At 58.1% G+C, this 21,748-nt stretch carries 19 protein-coding genes; 13 read left to right on the top strand and 6 right to left on the bottom strand.

Annotated elements, in window-relative coordinates; translation table 11 throughout:
• The first annotated feature begins 3 nt into the window (after window positions 1-3).
• The 9 genes from murD (at window position 4) to lpxC (ending at window position 10,482) form a co-directional block, all read left to right on the top strand.
• Window positions 4-1,350 (top strand): UDP-N-acetylmuramoyl-L-alanine--D-glutamate ligase, encoded by a 1,347-nt coding sequence (gene murD, locus DQN55_RS04245; protein WP_048378150.1) that lies wholly within the window; start codon window positions 4-6, stop codon window positions 1,348-1,350.
• A complete protein-coding gene (ftsW, locus tag DQN55_RS04250; RefSeq protein ID WP_048378149.1) occupies window positions 1,347-2,561 on the top strand; it encodes a putative lipid II flippase FtsW in 1,215 nt (404 codons plus the stop codon). The genes murD and ftsW overlap by 4 nt, the downstream gene beginning before the upstream one ends.
• Window positions 2,551-3,621 carry an undecaprenyldiphospho-muramoylpentapeptide beta-N-acetylglucosaminyltransferase gene (gene murG / locus DQN55_RS04255; protein WP_048378148.1) on the top strand — a complete coding sequence of 357 codons (1,071 nt, stop codon included), beginning with the start codon at window positions 2,551-2,553 and terminating at the stop codon, window positions 3,619-3,621. The genes ftsW and murG overlap by 11 nt, the downstream gene beginning before the upstream one ends.
• On the top strand, window positions 3,614-5,074 hold the full coding sequence (murC, locus tag DQN55_RS04260; RefSeq protein WP_048378147.1) for a UDP-N-acetylmuramate--L-alanine ligase: 1,461 nt from the start codon (window positions 3,614-3,616) through the stop codon (window positions 5,072-5,074). The genes murG and murC overlap by 8 nt, the downstream gene beginning before the upstream one ends.
• On the top strand, window positions 5,071-6,027 hold the full coding sequence (locus DQN55_RS04265; protein ID WP_048378146.1) for a D-alanine--D-alanine ligase: 957 nt from the start codon (window positions 5,071-5,073) through the stop codon (window positions 6,025-6,027). The genes murC and DQN55_RS04265 overlap by 4 nt, the downstream gene beginning before the upstream one ends.
• A gap of 4 nt (window positions 6,028-6,031) precedes the next feature.
• Window positions 6,032-6,898, top strand: a complete 867-nt coding sequence (locus DQN55_RS04270; RefSeq protein ID WP_048378145.1) for a cell division protein FtsQ/DivIB — start codon at window positions 6,032-6,034, stop codon at window positions 6,896-6,898.
• A gap of 14 nt (window positions 6,899-6,912) precedes the next feature.
• Window positions 6,913-8,172, top strand: a complete 1,260-nt coding sequence (gene ftsA / locus DQN55_RS04275) for a cell division protein FtsA (RefSeq protein ID WP_048378144.1) — start codon at window positions 6,913-6,915, stop codon at window positions 8,170-8,172.
• Window positions 8,173-8,243: 71 nt separating this feature from the next.
• Window positions 8,244-9,458: a cell division protein FtsZ gene (gene ftsZ, locus DQN55_RS04280; RefSeq protein ID WP_048378143.1), complete on the top strand. Its 1,215-nt coding sequence runs from the start codon at window positions 8,244-8,246 to the stop codon at window positions 9,456-9,458.
• A 112-nt stretch (window positions 9,459-9,570) separates the two neighbouring features.
• Window positions 9,571-10,482, top strand: a complete 912-nt coding sequence (gene lpxC, locus DQN55_RS04285) for a UDP-3-O-acyl-N-acetylglucosamine deacetylase (RefSeq protein WP_048378142.1) — start codon at window positions 9,571-9,573, stop codon at window positions 10,480-10,482.
• Window positions 10,483-10,532: 50 nt separating this feature from the next.
• Here lpxC and DQN55_RS04290 read toward each other — a convergent pair whose 3' ends face one another.
• The 3 genes from DQN55_RS04290 to DQN55_RS04300 form a co-directional block, all read right to left on the bottom strand.
• Window positions 10,533-11,963 carry a sensor domain-containing diguanylate cyclase gene (locus DQN55_RS04290; RefSeq protein WP_231995653.1) on the bottom strand — a complete coding sequence of 477 codons (1,431 nt, stop codon included), beginning with the start codon at window positions 11,961-11,963 and terminating at the stop codon, window positions 10,533-10,535.
• A gap of 180 nt (window positions 11,964-12,143) precedes the next feature.
• The gene (locus tag DQN55_RS04295; RefSeq protein ID WP_048378140.1) at window positions 12,144-13,463 is read right to left on the bottom strand and encodes an OprD family porin; all 1,320 of its coding nucleotides are present in this window, start codon (window positions 13,461-13,463) and stop codon (window positions 12,144-12,146) included.
• Between the two features lie 191 nt (window positions 13,464-13,654).
• Window positions 13,655-13,879 (bottom strand): hypothetical protein, encoded by a 225-nt coding sequence (locus DQN55_RS04300; protein ID WP_048378139.1) that lies wholly within the window; start codon window positions 13,877-13,879, stop codon window positions 13,655-13,657.
• A gap of 695 nt (window positions 13,880-14,574) precedes the next feature.
• Here DQN55_RS04300 and DQN55_RS04310 point away from each other — a divergent pair.
• The gene (locus DQN55_RS04310) at window positions 14,575-14,820 is read left to right on the top strand and encodes a hypothetical protein (protein WP_048378137.1); all 246 of its coding nucleotides are present in this window, start codon (window positions 14,575-14,577) and stop codon (window positions 14,818-14,820) included.
• Window positions 14,821-14,839: 19 nt separating this feature from the next.
• On the opposite strand, the gene DQN55_RS04315 is transcribed toward DQN55_RS04310, so the two are convergent.
• The 3 genes from DQN55_RS04315 to norR all read right to left on the bottom strand — a co-directional run bounded on the left by DQN55_RS04315 (window position 14,840) and on the right by norR (window position 17,963).
• A complete protein-coding gene (locus DQN55_RS04315) occupies window positions 14,840-15,313 on the bottom strand; it encodes a GNAT family N-acetyltransferase (RefSeq protein ID WP_048378136.1) in 474 nt (157 codons plus the stop codon).
• 4 nt (window positions 15,314-15,317) lie between these two features.
• Window positions 15,318-16,217 carry a chemotaxis protein gene (locus DQN55_RS04320; RefSeq protein WP_048378135.1) on the bottom strand — a complete coding sequence of 300 codons (900 nt, stop codon included), beginning with the start codon at window positions 16,215-16,217 and terminating at the stop codon, window positions 15,318-15,320.
• 201 nt (window positions 16,218-16,418) lie between these two features.
• Window positions 16,419-17,963: a nitric oxide reductase transcriptional regulator NorR gene (norR, locus tag DQN55_RS04325; RefSeq protein ID WP_048378134.1), complete on the bottom strand. Its 1,545-nt coding sequence runs from the start codon at window positions 17,961-17,963 to the stop codon at window positions 16,419-16,421.
• 155 nt (window positions 17,964-18,118) lie between these two features.
• Here norR and hmpA point away from each other — a divergent pair, with 155 nt between their 5' ends.
• The 3 genes from hmpA to cyoA all read left to right on the top strand — a co-directional run bounded on the left by hmpA (window position 18,119) and on the right by cyoA (window position 21,748).
• Window positions 18,119-19,300: an NO-inducible flavohemoprotein gene (gene hmpA, locus DQN55_RS04330; RefSeq protein WP_048378133.1), complete on the top strand. Its 1,182-nt coding sequence runs from the start codon at window positions 18,119-18,121 to the stop codon at window positions 19,298-19,300.
• Between the two features lie 196 nt (window positions 19,301-19,496).
• Window positions 19,497-19,997 (top strand): disulfide bond formation protein B, encoded by a 501-nt coding sequence (locus DQN55_RS04335; RefSeq protein WP_048378132.1) that lies wholly within the window; start codon window positions 19,497-19,499, stop codon window positions 19,995-19,997.
• 812 nt (window positions 19,998-20,809) lie between these two features.
• The gene (cyoA, locus tag DQN55_RS04345) at window positions 20,810-21,748 is read left to right on the top strand and encodes a ubiquinol oxidase subunit II (RefSeq protein WP_048378131.1); all 939 of its coding nucleotides are present in this window, start codon (window positions 20,810-20,812) and stop codon (window positions 21,746-21,748) included.

Consider the following 21,748-nt stretch of genomic DNA (forward strand, 5'->3'; position numbering starts at 1 on the left):
CCTGTGTCTCTGATCGCTTCTGACCACTTCCGCATCGTTGTCGGCCTCGGCAAGAGCGGCATGTCCCTGGTGCGCTTTCTAGCGCAGCGGGGCGTGTCGTTTGCCGTGGCTGACACGCGAGCCAATCCTCCGGAGCTGGCTACGCTGCGGCGTGACTACCCGCAAGTGGAAGTGCGTTGTGGCGAACTGGATGTCGAGTTCCTGTGCCGTGCCGATGAGCTCTACGTGAGCCCCGGCCTGGCCCTGGCGACCCCGGCGCTGCAGGCGGCTGCCGCACGTGGCGTGAAACTGTCGGGCGACATCGATCTGTTCGCGCGTAACGCAAAGGCGCCCATCGTGGCAATCAGTGGTTCCAACGCCAAGAGCACGGTTACCACGCTGGTCGGCGAAATGGCGGCAGCGGCGGGCAAGCGTGTCGCCGTCGGCGGCAACCTGGGCACCCCGGCACTGGACCTGCTCAGCGATGACATCGAACTGTATGTGATGGAGCTCTCGAGCTTCCAGCTGGAAACCACCAACCAGCTGGGTGCAGAAGTCGCCACCGTGCTCAACGTCAGCGAAGACCACATGGATCGTTACAGCGGTCTGCCAGCCTATCACCTGGCCAAGCACCGGATTTTTCGTGGGGCCAGGCAAGTGGTCGTTAACCGTCAGGATGCCTTGACCCGTCCGCTGATGGGCGAGGGCCTGCCGTGCTGGACCTTCGGCTTGAGCGCTCCGGATTTCAAGGCGTTCGGTCTGCGTGAAGAAAATGGCGAAAAATACCTGGCGTTCGAATTTCAAAACCTGATGCCCGTGCGTGAGCTGAAAGTACGCGGCGCGCACAATCAGGCCAATGCCCTGGCCGCCCTAGCGCTGGGACACGCGGTTGGCTTGCCGTTCGACGCCATGCTGAGCAGTCTGCGCAGCTTTACCGGCCTTGAGCACCGCTGCCAGTGGGTACGCGAACTGGACGGCGTGAGCTACTACAACGACTCAAAAGCCACCAATGTGGGTGCCGCACTGGCAGCCATTGATGGCCTGGGCTCGGACATGGACGGCAAGCTGGTCCTGATCGCGGGCGGGGATGGCAAGGGCGCTGACTTCAGTGGTCTGGCCGAGTCTGTTGCGAAGTACTGCCGCGCGGTGGTGCTGATGGGGCGTGATGCGCCATTGATCGCCGCAGCCCTGGGCAATGCCGTACCTCAGGTGTTCGTGAACTCGCTGGATGACGCCATCGAGCAAAGCCGTTCGCTGGCCAGGCCGGGCGATGCGGTGTTGCTGTCACCTGCCTGTGCCAGTTTTGACATGTTCAAGAACTACGAAGAGCGCGGCCAGTTGTTCGCCCGCGCAGTGGAGGTGCTGGCATGATTTTCGGCATCTTCAAACCTTATCCTTCACCGTTGGTCACGGGCCGTGGCGTCGACCTCGACTTCCCGTTGCTGGCCGGTTGCCTGGCTTTGCTCGGCCTCGGCTTGGTCATGATCACTTCAGCTTCGTCCGAAGTGGCCGCATTGCAGTCGGGCAACACGCTGTACCACATGATCCGCCACCTCTTTTACATCGTGCTCGGTCTGGGCGCGTGCATCATGACCATGATGGTGCCTATCGCCACATGGCAGCGCTTGGGCTGGTTGCTGTTGATCGGCGCGTTTGGTTTGTTGGTGATGGTGCTGATTCCGGGTATCGGTCGTGAGGTCAACGGCTCTATGCGCTGGATCGGTTTCAGCTTCTTCAACGTACAGCCTTCGGAAATCGCCAAAGTCTTTGTCGTGATCTACCTCGCAGGCTATCTGGTGCGTCGCCAGAAGGAAGTCCGCGAAAGCTGGATGGGCTTCTTCAAACCGTTCATCGTGCTGCTGCCCATGGCTGGCCTGTTGCTGATGGAACCTGACTTTGGTGCCACCGTCGTGATGATGGGGGCTGCCGCCGCCATGCTGTTCTTGGGCGGTGTCGGCCTGTTCCGTTTTGCCTTGATGGTGGCGCTGGCTGTCGGAGCGGTCTTCGTGCTGGTGCAGGCGCAGCCTTATCGGATGGCGCGTCTGATTACCTTTACCGATCCGTGGTCCGATCAGTTCGGTTCCGGCTATCAACTGACCCAGGCACTGATCGCGTTCGGTCGCGGCGAATGGCTGGGTGTCGGGCTGGGCAACAGCGTGCAGAAGCAGTTCTATCTGCCTGAAGCCCACACGGACTTCGTGTTCTCGGTACTGGCAGAAGAGCTGGGTGTGGTGGGTTCCCTGCTGACCCTGGCGCTGTTCGTATTTGTCTGCGTGCGCGGCATGTACATCGGCCTGTGGGCTGAGCGCGCCAAGCAATATTTTGCGGCCTATATGGCCTACGGCTTGTCATTTTTGTGGATCGGCCAGTTCCTGATCAACATCGGCGTGAACGTCGGTCTGCTGCCCACCAAGGGCCTGACCTTGCCGTTCCTCAGCTATGGCGGCAGCTCGCTGGTGATCTGCTGCGTGTGCATGGGGTTGTTGCTCCGGATCGAGTGGGAGAGTCGAACCCACCTCGGCAGTGAAGACACAGAATTCAAGGAAAGCGACTTCGCAGAGGAGCCGAACCATGGGCGCTAATGTGCTGATCATGGCGGGCGGTACCGGCGGACACGTGTTCCCTGCACTGGCCTGCGCCCGCGAATTCGAAGCCCGCGGTTATACCGTGCACTGGCTCGGAACGCCGCGTGGCATCGAGAACGAACTGGTTGAGCCTGCGGGCTTTACCTTGCACCGGATCAACGTTGCCGGCCTGCGTGGCAAGAGCAAACTGTCGTTGCTCAAGGCGCCGTTCGTACTGCTCAAAGCCTTATTCCAGGCGCGCAAAATCATTCGCCAGCTCAAGCCGGTCTGTGTGCTCGGATTCGGTGGCTATGTGACCGGACCAGGTGGCCTGGCGGCTAAAACCTGCGGTGTTCCGGTGATCATTCACGAGCAGAACGCAGTGGCCGGCACGGCCAACCGTTTGCTGGTGCCGATGTCGAGCCGTGTGTGTGAAGCCTTTCCGGGCACGTTCGCAGCCTCGCAGAAATTGCGCAGCACCGGCAATCCGGTGCGCCCTGAACTGTTCACCCTCGCACCGCGTACCGCGCTCGAAGGTCGCAAGGCGCGTTTGTTGGTGCTGGGTGGAAGCCTGGGGGCCGAGCCGTTAAACAAATTGCTGCCCGAGGCTTTGGCCTGCGTGCCTGCCGAGGTGCGTCCCGAAGTGTTTCATCAGGCGGGCAAGCAGCATGACCGGGTGACGGCCGAGCGTTATGCGGCGGTCGGCGTCGAAGCGCAGGTTCAGCCCTTTATCAAAGACATGGCCCAAGCCTATGGCTGGGCCGACCTGGTGGTTTGTCGCGCAGGCGCGCTGACCGTCAGTGAACTGGCTGCGGCCGGTCTGCCTTCGCTGCTGGTGCCATTGCCCCACGCGATCGATGACCACCAGAGCCGTAATGCCGACTTTCTGGCTCGGGAAGGCGCGGCTTTCCTGATGCCGCAAGCGACGACTGGCGCAGCCGAACTGGCTGCACGCCTGACAGAGGTTTTGATGCAACCGGAACGACTGAACAGCATGGCGACCAATGCTCGCCGCTTGGCCAAACCTGATGCGACCCGCAACGTCGTCAATATCTGCCTGGAGGTGGCCAATGGTTGAGAATCAAAAAGCTATGCCACAACCGGAAATGCGCCGTATCCGTCGTATCCACTTCGTGGGTATCGGTGGTGTGGGCATGTGCGGTATCGCCGAGGTGTTGCTGAACCTGGGTTATCAAGTGTCGGGCTCCGACCTGAATGTATCGCCCGTGACTGAACGCCTGGAAGCGTTCGGCGCACAGATCTTCATTGGTCACCGTGCCGAAAACGCTGCCAATGCTGACGTGCTGGTCGTGTCCAGCGCCATCAACACCTCGAACCCGGAAGTGGCCACTGCGCTGGAACGCCGTATTCCCGTCGTGCCCCGGGCCGAGATGCTGGCTGAGCTGATGCGCTATCGCCACGGCATTGCCGTGGCCGGTACGCATGGCAAAACCACGACCACCAGCCTGCTTGCTTCAGTGTTCGCTGCCGGTGGCCTGGATCCGACCTTTGTGATCGGTGGCCGCCTGAATGCAGCAGGTACCAATGCACAACTGGGTACCAGCCGTTATCTGATCGCCGAAGCTGACGAAAGCGATGCGAGCTTCCTGCACTTGCAGCCGATGGTTGCCGTCGTTACCAATATCGACGCCGATCACATGGCGACCTACGAAGGTGACTTCAACAAACTGAAGAAGACCTTTATCGAGTTTCTGCACAACCTGCCGTTTTATGGATTGGCCGTACTGTGCCTGGACGACCCGGTCGTGCGTGAAATCCTGCCGCAGGTCAAGCGGCCGACCGTGACTTACGGCTTCAGCCAGGACGCAGACGTACGGGCGATCAATGTTCGCCAGGAAGGCATGCAAACCTTCTTCACTGTTCTGCGTCCGGATCGCGAGCCGCTGGATGTTTCGGTGAACATGCCCGGTAACCACAACGTGCTCAATGCCCTAGCCACCATTTGCATCGCGTCTGATGAAGGCATCAGCGATGAAGCCATCGTGCAGGGGCTGTCGGGCTTTCAGGGCGTCGGCCGGCGTTTTCAGGTTTACGGTGAGCTGCCGGTCGAAGGTGGCAGCGTGATGCTGGTGGACGATTACGGTCATCACCCGACTGAAGTCGCTGCGGTGATCAAAGCCGTACGCGGTGGTTGGCCGGAACGCCGTTTGGTGATGGTGTACCAGCCGCATCGCTTTAGCCGTACGCGCGACCTGTACGACGATTTCGTCCAGGTACTGGCCGACGCCAACGTGTTGCTGTTGATGGAGGTCTACCCGGCCGGAGAAGAGCCGATTCCGGGCGCAGACAGCCGTCAGCTATGTCACAGCATTCGCCAGCGCGGGCAGTTGGACCCGATCTACATTGAGCGCGGTGTTGAGCTTGCGCCAATCGTCAAGCCGCTGCTGCGTGCCGGCGACATTCTGTTGTGCCAGGGAGCGGGCGATATCGGCCGTCTGGCACCACAGCTCATTAATAGTCCGTTATTCGCCGGCGCCGTTGTCGCAGCCAGCGAGGGGAAGTTGAAATGACTGCAGCCTACGCCAATCTTTCTTCGACCATTACGCCTGCCGACTTCGGCCGCGTGGCGGTACTTTTCGGTGGCAAAAGTGCCGAGCGCGAAGTGTCCCTGAAATCAGGTCATGCAGTACTCGGGGCACTGCAAAGTGCGGGCGTGAATGCTTTCGGCATTGATGTGGGCGATGACTTCATCACGCGTATCACCCAAGAGAAGATCGACCGCGCCTTCATCATTCTGCACGGTCGTGGCGGTGAAGACGGCAGCATGCAAGGCCTGCTGGAATGCCTGGGCATTCCTTACACCGGCAGCGGCATCCTGGCTTCAGCCCTGGCAATGGACAAACTGCGCACCAAGCAGGTGTGGCACAGCCTCGGGATTCCGACTCCGCGTCACGCGGTGTTGAGCACCGAAGCCGATTGTATTTGCGCAGCGAAGGAACTGAGCTTCCCTTTGATCGTCAAACCGGCGCATGAAGGTTCAAGTATCGGTATGGCCAAAGTAAACAACGTCGACGAGCTGATCGTCGCGTGGAAAGAGGCCAGTAAGTTCGACTCGCAAGTGCTGGTAGAGCAATGGATCCATGGTCCGGAGTTCACCATCGCCATCCTGCGTGACCAGGTGTTGCCTCCGATTGCCCTGGGCACCACGCATTCGTTCTACGACTACGACGCCAAATACGTGGCTAACGATACCCAGTATCGGATCCCGTGCGGCCTTGATAGCGCCAAGGAGCAGGAGCTCATGGATCTCACGGCGAAAGCCTGTGAGGCGATCGGTATTGCCGGTTGGGGGCGTCTGGATGTGATGCAGGACACCGATGGTCAGTTCTGGCTGCTGGAAGTCAACACCGCGCCAGGTATGACCGATCACAGCCTGGTGCCGATGGCGGCACGGGCTGCCGGTCTGGATTTTCAACAGTTGGTGCTGTCGATTCTGGCAGCCAGTGTAGAAGCGCGAGATTAAGACCATGCAAGGCGCCCAGCTTCGTCATCAACCACCCGCTCCCGGCCGCAAGCCGGTACCGCGTGGTGCCAGCCGGATGGTGGCTAAAGAGCCGATGTCGGTGCGCCTGCCAAAAGCCAATTTTGGTTTTTTGAAGGCTTTGTTCTGGCCCGTTGTGTTGGTCGCGCTGGGCTTTGGTACGTACGAAGGTGCACAGCGTCTGATGCCGTATGCAGATCGCCCGATCACCAATATCAATGTTCAAGGCGATTTGTCCTACATCAGTCAGCAAGCCGTGCAGCAGCGCATCGCCCCTTATGTGGCGGCCAGCTTCTTCACGGTCGACCTGGAAGGCATGCGCACCGAGCTGGAACAAATGCCATGGATCGCTCATGCCGAAGTACGTCGGGTGTGGCCGGACCAGGTGGTGATTCGCCTTGAGGAGCAACTGCCGGTTGCTCGTTGGGGAGATGAAGCGCTGCTGAACAACCAGGGTCAGGCATTTACACCGCGTGAACTGGCCAATTATGAGCATTTGCCGCAGCTGTTTGGTCCACAACGGGCTCAGCAGCAAGTGATGCAGCAGTATCAGGTGTTGAGCCAGATGCTGCGTCCGATGGGCTTTTCCATTGCCCGGCTGGAATTGCGTGAGCGCGGTAGCTGGTTCCTGACCACCGGAGCCGGCAGTGCAGGGCCGGGGATCGAGCTGCTGTTGGGGCGCGATCACCTGGTAGAAAAAATGCGTCGCTTCATAGCCATCTATGAAAAAACGCTGAAAGAACAGATTACGAACATAGCGCGCATTGATTTGCGTTATGCCAACGGATTGGCCGTCGGCTGGCGGGAACCTGTGGCACCCACGATAGCCGAACCCGCTGTCGCGAAGAATTAAGAAGAGGCAGGACCATGGCAAATGTGCAAAGCGGCAAAATGATCGTCGGCCTGGATATCGGCACCTCCAAAGTGGTTGCGCTGGTAGGCGAAGTCGCGGCCGATGGCCAGCTCGAAATCGTCGGTATCGGCACCCATCCATCCCGTGGCTTGAAGAAGGGCGTGGTGGTGAATATTGAATCCACCGTGCAGTCGATCCAGCGCGCAGTGGAAGAAGCTCAATTGATGGCCGGTTGCCGGATCCACTCGGCATTCGTCGGTGTGGCGGGTAATCACATCCGCAGCCTGAACTCCCACGGCATCGTGGCGATTCGGGATCGTGAAGTCAGCTCGGCAGACCTGGAGCGGGTGCTCGACGCCGCTCAGGCGGTCGCCATTCCGGCTGACCAGCGTGTGCTGCACACCCTGCCGCAGGATTACGTGATCGACAACCAGGAAGGCGTTCGTGAGCCACTGGGCATGTCGGGCGTACGTCTTGAGGCGAAAGTGCACGTGGTGACGTGCGCAGTGAATGCAGCGCAGAACATCGAAAAGTGCGTACGCCGCTGTGGCCTTGAAGTGGATGACATCATCCTCGAGCAACTGGCGTCGGCTTATTCGGTGTTGACCGATGATGAAAAAGAACTGGGTGTCTGCCTGGTCGACATCGGCGGCGGCACCACGGATATCGCGATCTTTACCGAAGGCGCGATTCGTCATACGGCCGTGATCCCGATTGCGGGTGACCAGGTGACCAACGACATCGCGATGGCGTTGCGTACACCTACCCAATATGCCGAAGAAATCAAAATCCGTTACGCCTGTGCCCTGGCCAAGCTGGCGGGTGCCGGTGAAACCATCAAGGTGCCTAGCGTCGGTGACCGTCCTCCGCGCGAGCTGTCCCGTCAGGCGCTGGCCGAAGTGGTAGAGCCGCGCTACGACGAGCTGTTCACGCTGATTCAGGCCGAGCTGCGTCGCAGTGGCTACGAAGACCTGATCCCGGCGGGCATCGTCCTGACCGGCGGCACCTCGAAGATGGAAGGCGCGGTCGAACTGGCCGAAGAAATCTTCCATATGCCGGTTCGTCTGGGTGTGCCGCACAGCTTCGAAGGCCTGGCCGACGTCGTACGTAATCCGATTTATTCCACCGCTGTGGGCTTGTTGCTGTACGGACTGCAAAAGCAGTCAGACGGCATCTCCATGTCGGGTATCAGCAACCGAGACAACTACAGCAGTGATGAACAAAAAGCCCCTGTGCTCGAACGCCTCAAGCGTTGGGTACAAGGCAACTTTTAAAGCTTGAGCAATAAAAGTTTCATGGCAGTAGAAGTAGGCGAAAAAACTAGAGAAATGAAAGGAGAGGGAAAATGTTCGAACTCGTAGACAACATCCCGCAAAGCCCGGTAATCAAGGTTATCGGTGTGGGTGGTGGCGGTGGCAATGCTGTTAACCATATGGTTAAGAGCAACATCGAAGGCGTGGAATTCATCTGCGCCAACACCGACGCGCAAGCGCTGAAAAGCATCGGCGCCCGTACCATCCTGCAACTGGGCACCGGTGTGACCAAGGGCCTGGGTGCCGGCGCGAATCCGGAGGTCGGTCGTCAGGCTGCTCTGGAAGACCGAGAGCGCATCGCTGAAGTGCTGCAGGGCACCAACATGGTGTTCATCACCACGGGCATGGGCGGTGGTACCGGTACCGGTGCTGCGCCGATCATTGCCGAAGTGGCCAAGGAAATGGGCATTCTCACCGTTGCGGTGGTGACACGTCCGTTCCCGTTCGAAGGTCGCAAGCGCATGCAGATCGCAGACGAAGGTATTCGCCTGTTGTCCGAAAGCGTCGATTCGCTGATCACGATCCCGAACGAAAAACTGCTGACCATCCTCGGCAAGGACGCCAGCCTGCTGTCGGCTTTCGCGAAGGCAGATGACGTACTGGCCGGTGCCGTTCGCGGTATTTCCGACATCATCAAGCGTCCGGGCATGATCAACGTCGACTTTGCCGACGTGCGCACCGTGATGAGCGAAATGGGCATGGCGATGATGGGCACTGGCTGCGCCAGCGGTCCGAACCGTGCACGTGAAGCAACAGAAGCGGCTATCCGCAATCCGTTGCTCGAAGACGTAAACCTGGAAGGCGCACGCGGCATCCTGGTGAACATCACCGCCGGTCCTGACCTGTCCCTGGGTGAGTACTCCGACGTGGGTAGCATCATCGAAGCTTTTGCTTCCGAGCACGCGATGGTCAAGGTCGGTACGGTTATCGATCCGGACATGCGTGACGAACTGCATGTGACCGTGGTTGCGACCGGTCTGGGCGCTAAAATCGAGAAGCCGGTCAAGGTTATCGACAACAGTGTTCAAGCCACTTACGCAGCTTCGTCGTCGAATTCGGCGGCGGCTCGTCAGGAAGCTCGTACCGAGCGTCAGGAACAACCGGTGGTTAACTACCGTGATCTGGACCGCCCGACCGTGATGCGTAATCAGGCTCAGCAAGGCGCGACGACCGCTGCCAAGCTCAATCCTCAAGACGATTTGGATTACCTGGACATCCCGGCTTTCCTGCGTCGACAGGCTGATTAATGAAATCAATCAGGGGGATTAAGGTGATTGGTGTTCAGCAAAGGCTCGGTCTGCTATTATCGCCAGCCTTTGTTGATACCAGTTCGCAATTTGCGCTGAAGCGGCCAATGCCATGATTAAACAACGCACCCTGAAAAATATTATCCGTGCCACAGGTGTCGGCCTGCACTCCGGTGAGAAGGTCTACCTGACCCTCAAGCCTGCGCCTGTGGACACCGGCATCGTGTTTTGTCGTGCAGACCTTGACCCTGTGGTGCAGATCCCTGCTCGCGCGGAAAACGTCGGCGAGACAACGATGTCGACCACGTTGGTCAACGGCGATACCAAAGTAGACACGGTAGAGCACTTGCTCTCGGCCATGGCTGGCCTGGGGATCGATAACGCCTACGTCGAACTCTCCGCGTCTGAAGTCCCGATTATGGACGGTAGCGCCGGACCTTTCGTGTTCCTGATTCAATCTGCCGGCCTGGAAGAACAGGACGCGCCGAAGAAATTCATCCGCATCCTGCGTGAAGTGACAGTGGAAGACGGCGACAAGCGCGCCACTTTCGTCCCTTTCGAAGGGTTCAAAGTGAGTTTCGAGATCGATTTCGATCACCCTGTTTTCCGTAATCGCACCCAAAGTGCAAGCGTGGATTTCTCGAGCACTTCGTTTGTAAAAGAAGTCAGCCGTGCGCGTACCTTTGGTTTCATGAGTGACATCGAGTACCTGCGCAAGCACAACCTCGCACTCGGCGGTAGCGTTGAAAACGCCATCGTGGTCGATGCGGACGGTGTGCTGAACGAAGACGGCCTTCGTTATGAAGACGAGTTCGTGAAGCACAAGATCCTCGATGCTATTGGTGACCTCTACTTGCTGGGCAATAGCCTGATTGGTGAGTTCAAGGGCTTCAAGTCTGGCCATGCACTGAACAACCAGCTGCTTCGCAAGCTGATTGAACAGAAAGACGCATGGGAAGTCGTGACCTTTGAAGATGCCAGCACGGCACCGATCTCGTACATGCGTCCGGTTGCGGCAGTTTAAGTAAAACTTCTTTCTCTAGTTTTTGAAGGCTGCCTCCGGGTGGCCTTTTTTTATGGCACGACGATCGGTTTCAGGGCATTCAGCCCGGTCTCATTGATGTCTACGACCCGGTTTCTCCCGCCCTTTTTGGCCTGGTAGAGGGCTTTGTCGGCAGTGCTGACAAGCGCTCTCAGCTCGTCTCCGGGCTTGGCATAGCGTGTACATGCCCCCAGGCTGATCGTGAGTGTTCTCTCGCTCGGGACCACAGGCTCCATGTGCTCGACGGCTATACGGATTTTTTCGGCCAGCGTGCGTGTGCCCGTTGCGTCGGTATCGCTCAGCACCACTGCAAACTCTTCGCCCCCATAGCGCGCGGCGAGGTCGGCAGGGCGGCGTAAATGCGCCTTGATCACTTGCGCGACCCGGCGCAGTGCCTCATCCCCGGCCTGGTGTCCAAAGGTGTCGTTAAAGGCTTTGAAGTGGTCAACGTCAATCATGATCAGCGAGATGGGGTTGCCCGCGCGTTGCGCTCTGCGCCACTCATGATCCAGTTTGTCGTCCAGCGTTCGCCGGTTGGCCAGCCCGCTCAACGGATCAGTCGACGCGAGCCCGGCGAGGTTACGTTCGGCATGTTGGCGCAGGCGCAGCTCGCGCAGCAACAACCAGGTCAGCCATATCATGCCCAGACAAAGAAGCAGGGTCGTGGCGCCGATCAGCAGGGCAGTATGCTGCCAATTACTGAAAATGGTACGGGTGGACAGGGCGACCACCACGATCATGGGCAGGTCGCGCACCTGAGAGAAGTTATACAGGCGTTCAACGTGATAAAGCCCGGACATGGCGATGAAGCTGCCATAGCGCTCATTCAGGAACCTGATGAAGTTGGGCGCCTGGCTCACGTTCTGGCCGATGCGAATCGCCTCGGTCTGGGGGTATTGCATCAGCAGCGTACCATCGGTGCTGACAAGGCTGATGTTGCCATGTATGCCGACATCCAGGCCGCGTAACAGGCTAGTGAAGTAACTCAGTTTCATCTGGGCCACGGCCACCCCGCGAAACTCTCCATCCGGTCCTGACATGCGGCGGCTGAAGCGGATGCTCCAGTCATTCGGGGTGCGGCTTGCCTGAAAAGGATTGCTGATAAAAACCTCTTCATTGGCCATGGCCTGATGCACCTTGAACCAGGGTTGTTCCGTGAGGTTGAGGTCAGCTGGCTGGTCGGGGCGGGAGCTGCTAATCAGCTTGCCCGAGGCGTCCACGACGAAAAAACCGTCACAGGACGGAAGCTCGGAGGTTCTGTCGAATAACAGCAATTGCCGGGTCGGGGAGGAGAGGGGTGTGAGGACTCCGCTTTGCAGCAAGTTGGTCACACGCACCAGCGCGGAGTCATACAGGGTCACCGTGTTGCGGACATCGCGGTCGATCAACTGCACGATGTTCATCGTGGCACGCGTTGCCTCTTGTGCGGTATTACGGTACTCCCGGACCAGTAAGTAACTCACGATGCTCAAAATAGTGAGCACCGACAGCGCAGTGGCCCCGACCAGCATACGACGCGTGATGATGTGGGAACGGGGAAAGTATTTAATGACGTGACCCTCATGGATGCGATGCGTGCATCGACATAATGTGTCGCCATTAAGGCACAAGGCCAGCTAAAAAGCTGGCCCTGTGATCACGCTTTAAAACACATCGAGAGGATAGTCGATGATGACGCGGTACTCATCGACATCGTTGTCCACGCTCTGGTAGGCATCATTGCCGCGGTTGGTTGCCCAGCGTAGGCCAACTGCCAGATCTTTGGCCTTGCCTTCCTGAATTACGTACTTGAGCCCCAGATCTCGCTCCCAGTGATGGGCGTTCTTGCCTTGCGGGTTGTACCAGTTGCCATAGCCGATGCTGTTCGGATCCGCCTTGGTCAGATCCAGCTCGCCTCGGGAGTACGAGGCGCTGGCGGTCAGGCCGGCAACTCCGAGGCCGCTGAAGTCATATTCGTATTGAAGCTTCCATGAGCGTTCGTTGGGGCCGTTGAAGTCCGAGTACTGTTGCGAGTTATCGAGGTAAACACTGTCGCCCTGATTGATGTAGTCGAACGGGGTGTCGCCGTTGACCCGCTGGTAGGCCGCCGTCACAGTGTGCCCGGCCATCGCCACGGCGAGGTGCAGACTGAAGGTGTTGTTATTGATATCGCCCAACAGGGCCTTGCCAGTGTCCCGGGTGTGATAGAAATGCAGGCCTGGGTTCAGGCTGATGCTTTCATTCAGCGCATAGGTGTAATCCAGGTCGTAGTAATACTGATTCCAGACATCCTTCAACTCGGCGGCATATAAACTGCTGCTGAGCTCAGGAAGTGCGCTCCACGACGCGCCGGCCCAGGTCAGGTGTTTGATGGACTGGTCACCCAGGTCGCCGTAGGTGGTGGTCAGGCGGTGCACTCCGCTCTGGTTGTACGGTTTGTTGAAGCTGACCTGGCCTCCTTCAAACATCCAGCCGTCAAAGTGAGTGTTGGTCAGGCTCACACCGCGGAACGTTTGCGGGAGCATGCGCGTTTCACCGCCGGCAATCACCGGGTTGGTCAAGAACAGGTCGCCGGCTTTGAGTTCAGTATCGAACGCGCGCATTTTCAGCGCTGCACCAGCTGTAGAGAAGGTCGTTGGGGCTTTGCCGCTGCCGTCACTGACCGGCAGGATGCTGCTGCCGTCGGTACCGCCGCCGCCGTCGAGTTTCAAGCCGAGCATGGCATGCACGTCCAGGCCAAAACCCACCACGCCCTGGGTAAACCCCGATTCGAATTTGCCAAGAAACCCTTGGCCCCATTCTTTGCTGTCCTCGGCGTGCGGGCCACGGATGTCGTGGTTCATGTAGTAGTTGCGGGCGTGTAGCTTGAGGCTGGAGCCTTCAATGAAACCGTCTTTTGAGGCTTCGTCTTCTGCAGAGGCAAATGTCGGGATCGTTGCAGCCAGGGCAATGAATAGTGGGCTGAGTTTGAGTGAGTGAATCACTGTTGGAGAGCTCCTTGAGAATGGCGGAAATTTTTATTTTCTTTAGATAATTCCGTTCTTGTGCAAAGACGACCAGCGTTCTGACGGCTTTTTAACAAACAAAAAAAAGCCGCTATGGTAGCGGCTTTTGAAACAATCAGTCATGTTTTCATGTCATGGCTGATTGGGTCGGGAAGTCTTCAGGCGTGCGATCAGCTGTCTTTGGATTGATCCTGAGGGCTGGTTGTAGCCTGTGTTTGCTGTGGTTTTGCGTCGTTTTGATGGCGTGCTGCGAGCTCCGCCTGGCTCTTCTCAAAAGCGGCCGCACGGGCTGCATTTTGTGCGACGAACGCTGGTGATTCTTCCGCCATGGCCAAGGGCGACAATAACAAAGACGACAAAACGAAAACGCTGGCCATACCCATGCTGCTGGACATTTCAAAGACCTTCTTGCTGAGCAAGTTATGTGTGGTGCGATCAAAATATAGCGCTCTCACACCGTGAAAAAGCCCTGTTCTGGACAAGCACTTTTGCGTAATGGGTAACAAAGCAGGGGAGTGGCGGGCTAGACACATCGCCCAGAGCAGGGCGGGTTCAGGCGGTAAATGGATGAGCCGGTAATTGTGCGCCAGGCATCAAGAAGTGCACAGGGCGGCCGACTGTTTTAGAAAGTGCGGGCGCGCAGGGGCGTTCCTGATTCGGGAGGTGCTTATGGTTTTATCGTCGAAACGCTTGGCTGCGTGCGCAGTGTTCTGGTTCTCGATGCAGGCGTGTGCGCAACCGAACATCTCAAGTGGGATGATGGTGCTTCAGGGCGCGGTGGTTGAGTCAGGATGCGAGACAGGAACCGTGGGTTCGATAGATTTCGGGGCTCTAACCCGGCTGGTCGAGGTCGCTCCCCGGGTAATGCTTGCCGTTAATATGGCCCGCGAAGGGTGTGGTATCGATGTTGTACCGTTCGTCACCTCTTTTCAGCTTATACAGCCCTCGGCGTACAACGAAGATGCATACGGGAGCAAAGGGATCGTGACGATTTCCTACCTATGACTGCAACGCCGGAGAATCAGACAGGTATACTGCGCGGTCTTGCGCCACTTGGCCCGATACATTTACTGCATTCTCCGGAGCTTTCATGACTTCCCCTACACAACCGACGGCTCCTGACGCCCTGGACACTGAACAGGTTGAAACTGAAACCGCGCAGAACACTCCGGCAAAACCGGCGATTCCTGCGTTTACCTTTCCGTTCAAACCGTCAGCCTTTGCCAAGGCCAAGACAGAAGGCCAAGCGTATTACCAGAAGGGGAATTCGGGCCATCACCACAAAACCCCTGACGCTCCGCCTCACGGCACACGTAAAACCATGGGCAAGCGTTGATTTAACGTCGGCTCCTCGTTCACAGCTCGACGCGTTGAACCTGAACCATGCCGGCTCGCTCATACATTCGGCGAGCCCGCACGTTGCTCTGCATGACCTTCAGGTCAACCCAGGGCTCACCGCGCTGTTTGTATGCCTCAAAGACCTGCGCCAGCAGTGCTCTGCCAATTCCTTGCCCTTGATAGCGCGCGTGTACGACCAAGTCCTTGAGATAAGCGCTGGTCCAGCCATGTGCCACTCCGATCACGTCCCCGTCACGCATTGCGATAAAGCACAGCTGCGGGTCGTATTCGGCATCCCGACGCCAGCGCTGAGACCAGATATCAAAAGGTTCGACGCTGCCGCTGGCGTCGGCATATCCCAGGCGGAGCAAGGCATGGACGGGCAGTAGCAGGTCATCGCACAGGGCCACAAGGCTGACATGCGCTGGCCATTGCACAGCGTTGAGCGCAACCCTCAGGTCTTTGCGCAACAGCAGGCACTCAGTGTTCATCGGTTCAGTAACCTTGTTCGGTCACTGTGCGAGCGGCAAGGATCAGGCATTGGGTCAGCTCGGGTGACGAGAACTTGGTCAGTACAGCGTTGGCCCCGGCCAGGCGCGCCTTCTCACTGTTCATCGCGCTGTTCAGCGAGGTGTGGAGCAGCACGTAAAGGTGGGCAAAGTCCGGGGTGTCGCGCACGGTCCGGGTGAAAGCGTAGCCGTCCATTTCCGACATTTCGATGTCAGACACCAGCACGTTGATCTGGTCCGGGGTGCCCTGCAGTTCCAGCAGGCGCTCTATAGCTTCTTTCGCGCTGCGCGCCGTGTGGCAATGCAGTCCCAGATTGCGCAGGGTTATGACCGATTGTTGCAGCGCCACCTGGCTGTCATCCACCACCAGGATTCGTGCGTTGGCCAGTAGTTGTGCCTCTTCAGGACTCAAGGCTGGCGGGGTCGCCTCCACGCGGGCGGGGGTAATACCGTGGATCACTTTTTCAATATCGAGTACTTGCACAATTACGCCATCGACCTGGGTGACACCGGTAATGTATGAACGCTTGCCGGAGCCGTAGGGCGGCGGGCGAATATCGGTGCTCAAGCAATGGATGATTTTGCTCACCGACTGCACGTGCAAACCCTGTTTGGAGCGGCTGACATCCGTGACGATCAGGCAGCCGCCTGCTGGATCCAGCAACGGTTGTTCACCGATGGCACGGCTCAAGTCGATCACCGACAAAGAGGCACCGCGCAACACGGCAATGCCTTTTACGTGAGGATGCGACTCGGGCATTTTCGTCAGCGGTGGGCAGGGGATGATTTCACTGACTTTCAACAGGTTGATCGCCATCAGCTTACCGCTGCGCAAGGTAAACAGCAGCAGCGAAAGTGAATCTGCGCGAGCGGTGTGGGATGACATAAAAACCTTCTAAAAACCAAGAGTGGCGGGCAATAGAGGGTTATCGACCTCTAAGCCTATTCCTGTAGCGCTGTTCTAGGCTGCAGGTATTGCGCGACTGCTGCCCAGTCGGACGCGGCCTCGTTCTACTCGACCGCTGCTACGCAGATTGCGTAGCAGTTGACGAGTGCAACGAGGCTACGTCCGGCGTTGGAGTAGTCGTTATTTCAATCCCAAACGCTTGGCCATCCGCCCCAGGTTGGCCCGGTCCAGCCCCAGTTCGCGAGCGGCACTCGCCCAGTTGTGTTGATGACGCTCCAGGCAGGCCCTGATGATCTGGCGCTGATAGTTTTCAGTGGCCAGGCGCAGATCGCCTGTAGCGTGCGGCACCTGTTCGGGTGCTTCCACGGCTGCGGCCCGGGTGGTTGTGGGCAAGTCCAGGTCAGCGGCGGTCAAGGTCAGGATGCGCGGGCGTGTGGTGCAATTACCCAGTGCCTTGAGCGCACTGCGGCCAATCAGGTGTTCCAGTTCGCGCACGTTGCCCGGCCATGGGTAATGCACCAGAGCCGCTTGCGCGTCGGGGCTCAGGCGCAAGCTGCCCAGGCCCATGCGAGAGCGGTTCTGCTCGAGAAAGAAACCGCTCAACAGCAGCACGTCGCGCCCGCGCTCACGCAGAGCGGGCACATTGAGCGGGTAAACACTCAGGCGATGATAAAAGTCGGCACGGTAGCGACCGCTGCGCACTTCTTCGGCCAGATCGCGGTTGGTCGCGGCGATCAGGCGCACATCGACCTGGTGTTCCAGGTCTGAACCCAGGCGCTGCAATTGCCCGCTCTGCAGCACCCGCAGCAGTTTGGCCTGAACCGTCAGTGACAGCTCGCCGACTTCATCCAGAAACAGGGTGCCGCCATTGGCCAGTTCGAATTTGCCCCGCCGGTCCTGGGTCGCCCCGGTAAAAGCGCCGCGTACATGGCCAAACAACTCGCTTTCCACCAGGGTGTCGGGGAGTGCCGCGCAGTTCAGGCTGATCATGGGTTTATCGGCCCGTGGCGAAGCCGCGTGAATGGCGTTGGCCACCAGTTCTTTGCCAACCCCGGTTTCGCCGGTGATCAGCACGGTCAGGTCGCTGCCACCCACCAGGGCGATTTCTTCGAGCAGGCGCTTGTGGACTTTGCTCTGGCCGATCAGCTCTTTGTTTGGCGAGCCGTTGGCCTGTCGATAGAGCTCGGCTCTCTGTTGCTCGTCTTCGACCCGCAAGGCCAGGCGCTCGATGCGCTGAACGACATTGACTGTCGCGCCAGCAAGGCTGGCAAACGCCTGCAGGTCATCCAGATCAATCGGCTCAAAGCGCTTCGGGTCCAGAGCATCCAGGGTCAGCAGGCCCCAGGGGCGTTCGTCGACAAACAGTGGGCAGCCCATGCAATCGTGCACCTCGAGATGTTCGGTCAAGCCATCGACCAGGCCGTCGTAAGGGTCTGGCAGCTCACAGTTGCTGGGGAATCGAGTGGGGCCGGGACCGCTGAGCAGTGCTTCGAAACGTGGGTGCTCGCTGACTTTAAAGCGTCGCCCCAGCGTATCGAGGCTCAAGCCATCGACGGCCAGCGGTACCAGCCACTCACCATCAAGGCGCAGAAGTGCCGCGGCATCACAGGGAAGCAGGGCGCGCAAGGTTTGCAGCAGGCGTCGGTAACGCTCGCTTTCTGGCAGGTCGCGTGACAGGTCAGCGACCAAGGGAAGGAGTGCTGTTAACAAAGGTTTTGCAGTCATTTTGACCTCATGTAGTCGAAGTGACTATAAAGCAGCTAGAGTCATAATGACTATCTTTGTTATAAGCTGCTGATTTTAAAGGATATAAATGTTGGCATGAAAGCTGATTGGTAAAAGGCAGTTCAGTTAATGTCTACGTACTCAGGAGTCACTCTATGCTTACTGCTCAGGACCGTGCCATCGTCAAATCTACAGTGCCCCTGCTGGAAAGCGGTGGCGAAGCCTTGATCACCCACTTTTACCGCATGATGCTTTCAGAGCATCCCGAGGTCCGCTCCCTATTCAATCAGGCGAATCAGGCCAGTGGGGATCAACCGCGAGCGCTGGCTAATGGCGTATTAATGTATGCCCGGCACATCGATCAGCTCGACCAATTGGGCGATCTGGTGGCCAAGATCATCAACAAGCACGTTGCCCTGCAAATCCTCCCCGAGCATTACCCGATTGTCGGCAGCTGTTTGCTGCGGGCGATTGAGGAAGTCCTGGGCAGTGACATTGCCACGCCTGAAGTGCTCGCCGCTTGGGGCGCAGCCTATAACCAATTGGCCGATATCCTGATTGGTGCCGAAGCGGCCATCTATGACGAAAAAGCGGCAGCCCCTGGCGGCTGGCGGGGTGGACGTGCGTTCAAGCTGGCCACCAGGGTCCAGGAAAGCGCAGAAATCACCTCGTTCTATTTCCGTCCTGTGGATCAGCAACCGATTCTCGATTTCGCACCGGGTCAGTACATCGGTATGAAGTTGATGATTGATGGCGAAGAAGTTCGCCGCAACTATTCATTGTCGGCATTGGCTCAGGTTGGCCATTATCGCATCAGCGTCAAGCGCGAAGCCGGTGGTGTGGTGTCGAACTACCTGCATGATCGCCTGCAGGTCGGTGACACCCTGGAGCTGTTCCCGCCGGCTGGCGAATTCACGCTGACCGCCAGCGAAAAACCGCTGGTGCTGATCAGTGGCGGTGTGGGCATTACCCCGACGCTGTCGATGCTGGAGGCCGCATTGGCGACCCAGCGCCCAATTCACTTCATTCACTGCGCCCGCAATGCCAATGTGCACGCGTTTCGCAGCTGGGTCGATGAGCTGGCTGAGCAGCACCCGCAACTGCAGCGCTTCTACTGTTATGCAGAGTCGGACGAGCAGGGGCCTGTGGCCGATCACGTGGGCCTGCTGACCGAGGACGTGCTCGCCAAGTGGCTGCCCCAAGAGCGTGATGTCGATGCTTACTTCCTGGGCCCTAAAGGGTTCATGAGCGTGGTCAAGCGCCAGCTCAAGGCGTTGGGTGTGCCAGAGAAGCAAAGCCGCTATGAGTTCTTCGGCCCGGCTGCAGCCCTGGAGTAACCTGCCCGGGCGGTACCCATCCTGGGGGGCGAGGCAATCTCGCTCCCTCAGCATTCCCCCCCTTAATCTTCCATTAATCCCCCTGCGACACGTTCCGTGCACAGTTCTCATACATTCAGGCCGTGGCTCTGGGTGTAAACTGTGCGGTTTGTGAAAGCTGCAAAACCACCGACACAATCAGGTTAAGGGACGCGGGATGACGGAAGACATGATGCGGTTGGGCCGGGAGAAGCGTTTTCTGGTCCTGCTGGGGTTGATCTGCCTGGCACTGATCGGCGGTGCGCTGTACATGCAAATCGTGCTCGGTGAGGCGCCTTGCCCGCTGTGCATCCTGCAGCGTTACGCCTTGCTGTTTATCGCGATTTTCGCCTTTATTGGCGCGGCAATGCCTACCCGGCGTAGCCTCACGGTGTTTGAAGGATTGGTGGTGCTCAGCGCCATCGGAGGGATTGTCGCCGCCGGGCGTCACGTTTATATCCTGGCCAATCCGGCGGTCAGCTGTGGCCTGGATGTGTTGCAGCCGATTGTGGACGGCCTGCCTCTGGCAGCGGTTTTCCCGTTGGGGTTCCAGGTTGACGGCTTTTGCTCGACGGCCTATCCGCCGGTCTTCGGTCTGTCGCTGGCGCAGTGGGCATTGCTTGCCTTCGTGTTAACCAGCGTACTGGTGCCGCTGGGTATTTACCGGAATCGCAAATAATCCCTCCCGGACGACTGAGTCCGGCAGGCGGCCCCGTACCTCTGATGGCGGTACGGGGCTTTTTTTTGCCTGAGGGGAAATGTCAACAGGGCGTGAATCAGCCCGCTAAATAAGGGGTGCGACACTGCGACATATTGTCACGCGGTGTGGTGCGCGGGTCGTATCCCTGTCTGACAAAAGAGGCGCGCGAAGCATCGTGAGGGGTATTCGGCCTGAGGCGTTTTGACGCTGATGGCAGGCTTGAAAGTGACGCCGTGGCACTCCAGGGAAAAACGCTGTAGCCCTCTTTATTTGGGCATTACGGCGGGTTGCCCATGAGGTTGCAGTGCGCTAAAAAGGGGCGCGGCGGTTCGGGAAGTTGACGTGCTACAAGAGCCAGGTCTGAGTGTGTTTTAACGCAGATGGTAAAAATAGTCATTGATTGTTACGGCAACCGAGAAGAATTATTTCTGGATAAGACATGGTTTATAGAGAGCTACCTAACTACAATCGCCCGCACTGAACGTCCAGCCTGCTCATCCCTGAGCCCAAGCGGGGAGTTGACGGTCGTCTGGGCAGTTCATGACAGATGTCCCATGCGATTCCCAGGTACTGGCAACCCTTCTAAGTTCCGCACCAAATGGAATTGGTCTGAGACAAGGCCATTGACCACGTATCGAATAAGAAATCACTGCTAGCCCAGGATTTGCCCACTCGCCAGATGGTGATAGAGCAGGCCCTTATTCAATTCCGGAAAATTGCCAACCCTTGGCAGGGTGAAGTGTTGGCGAAACAACCAACTGCATTGTGCAAGCTGTTTTAGAGGTCGTGAGATGACTAAAAAAAGGTACCCCAGACTCTTTGGCTTATTGCCACTTTTCGGCACGTTGCTGCTGGGAGGCTGCAATATGACGTTGCTCGATCCGGTCGGGCAGGTCGGCATCGATGAAAAGAATCTGATCATCACTGCAACATTGCTCATGCTCTTGGTCGTGATCCCGGTGATCGCGATGACTTTCATCTTCGCGTGGAAATACCGGGCGTCGAACACGAAAGCCACCTACACACCGAAATGGTCGCACTCCACCAAGATCGAAGTCGTGATCTGGACTGTTCCTATCCTGATCATCATTGCTCTGGGCGTGATCACCTACAAGTCGACTCACGCACTGGACCCGTATCGTCCGCTCGAGTCTGACGTCAAGCCGATTACCATCGAAGTGGTGGCAATGGACTGGAAGTGGATGTTCATCTACCCGGAACAGGGTATCGCCACCGTCAACAAGATCGTGTTCCCGGCTAACACCCCGGTCAATTTCCGTATCACCTCTGACACGGTCATGAACTCGTTCTTCATTCCAGGTCTGGGCGGTCAGATCTACGCCATGGCCGGCATGACGACCAAGCTGCACCTGATTGCCAACCGCAACGCTGAAATGGAAGGCATCTCTGCCAACTACAGCGGTGCCGGTTTCACTGGCATGAAATTCAAAGCGATCGCGACTTCTCAGGCTGACTTCGATGCCTGGGTAAGTGAAGTCAAAGCGTCACCTAAACAGCTTGATGAAGCTGCATATGCCGCCTTGTCCGTCTCCAGTCAGAACAATCCCGTGGAGCTGTTCTCCTCGTACACACCGAACCTGTTTCAGAAAATCGTCGACAAGTACGAAGGTATGACACCAGGCAAGCCGGTCAAGCACGAGAAGAAAGAAGTGGCCGGGAATGACGTGGTGGACACAAGTTCGCATTCAGCTGCCGGGGCAGAGGAGTAA

It is taken from the genome of Pseudomonas taetrolens, assembly GCF_900475285.1.
In the GTDB taxonomy this organism is placed as follows: Bacteria; Pseudomonadota; Gammaproteobacteria; order Pseudomonadales; family Pseudomonadaceae; genus Aquipseudomonas; species Aquipseudomonas taetrolens.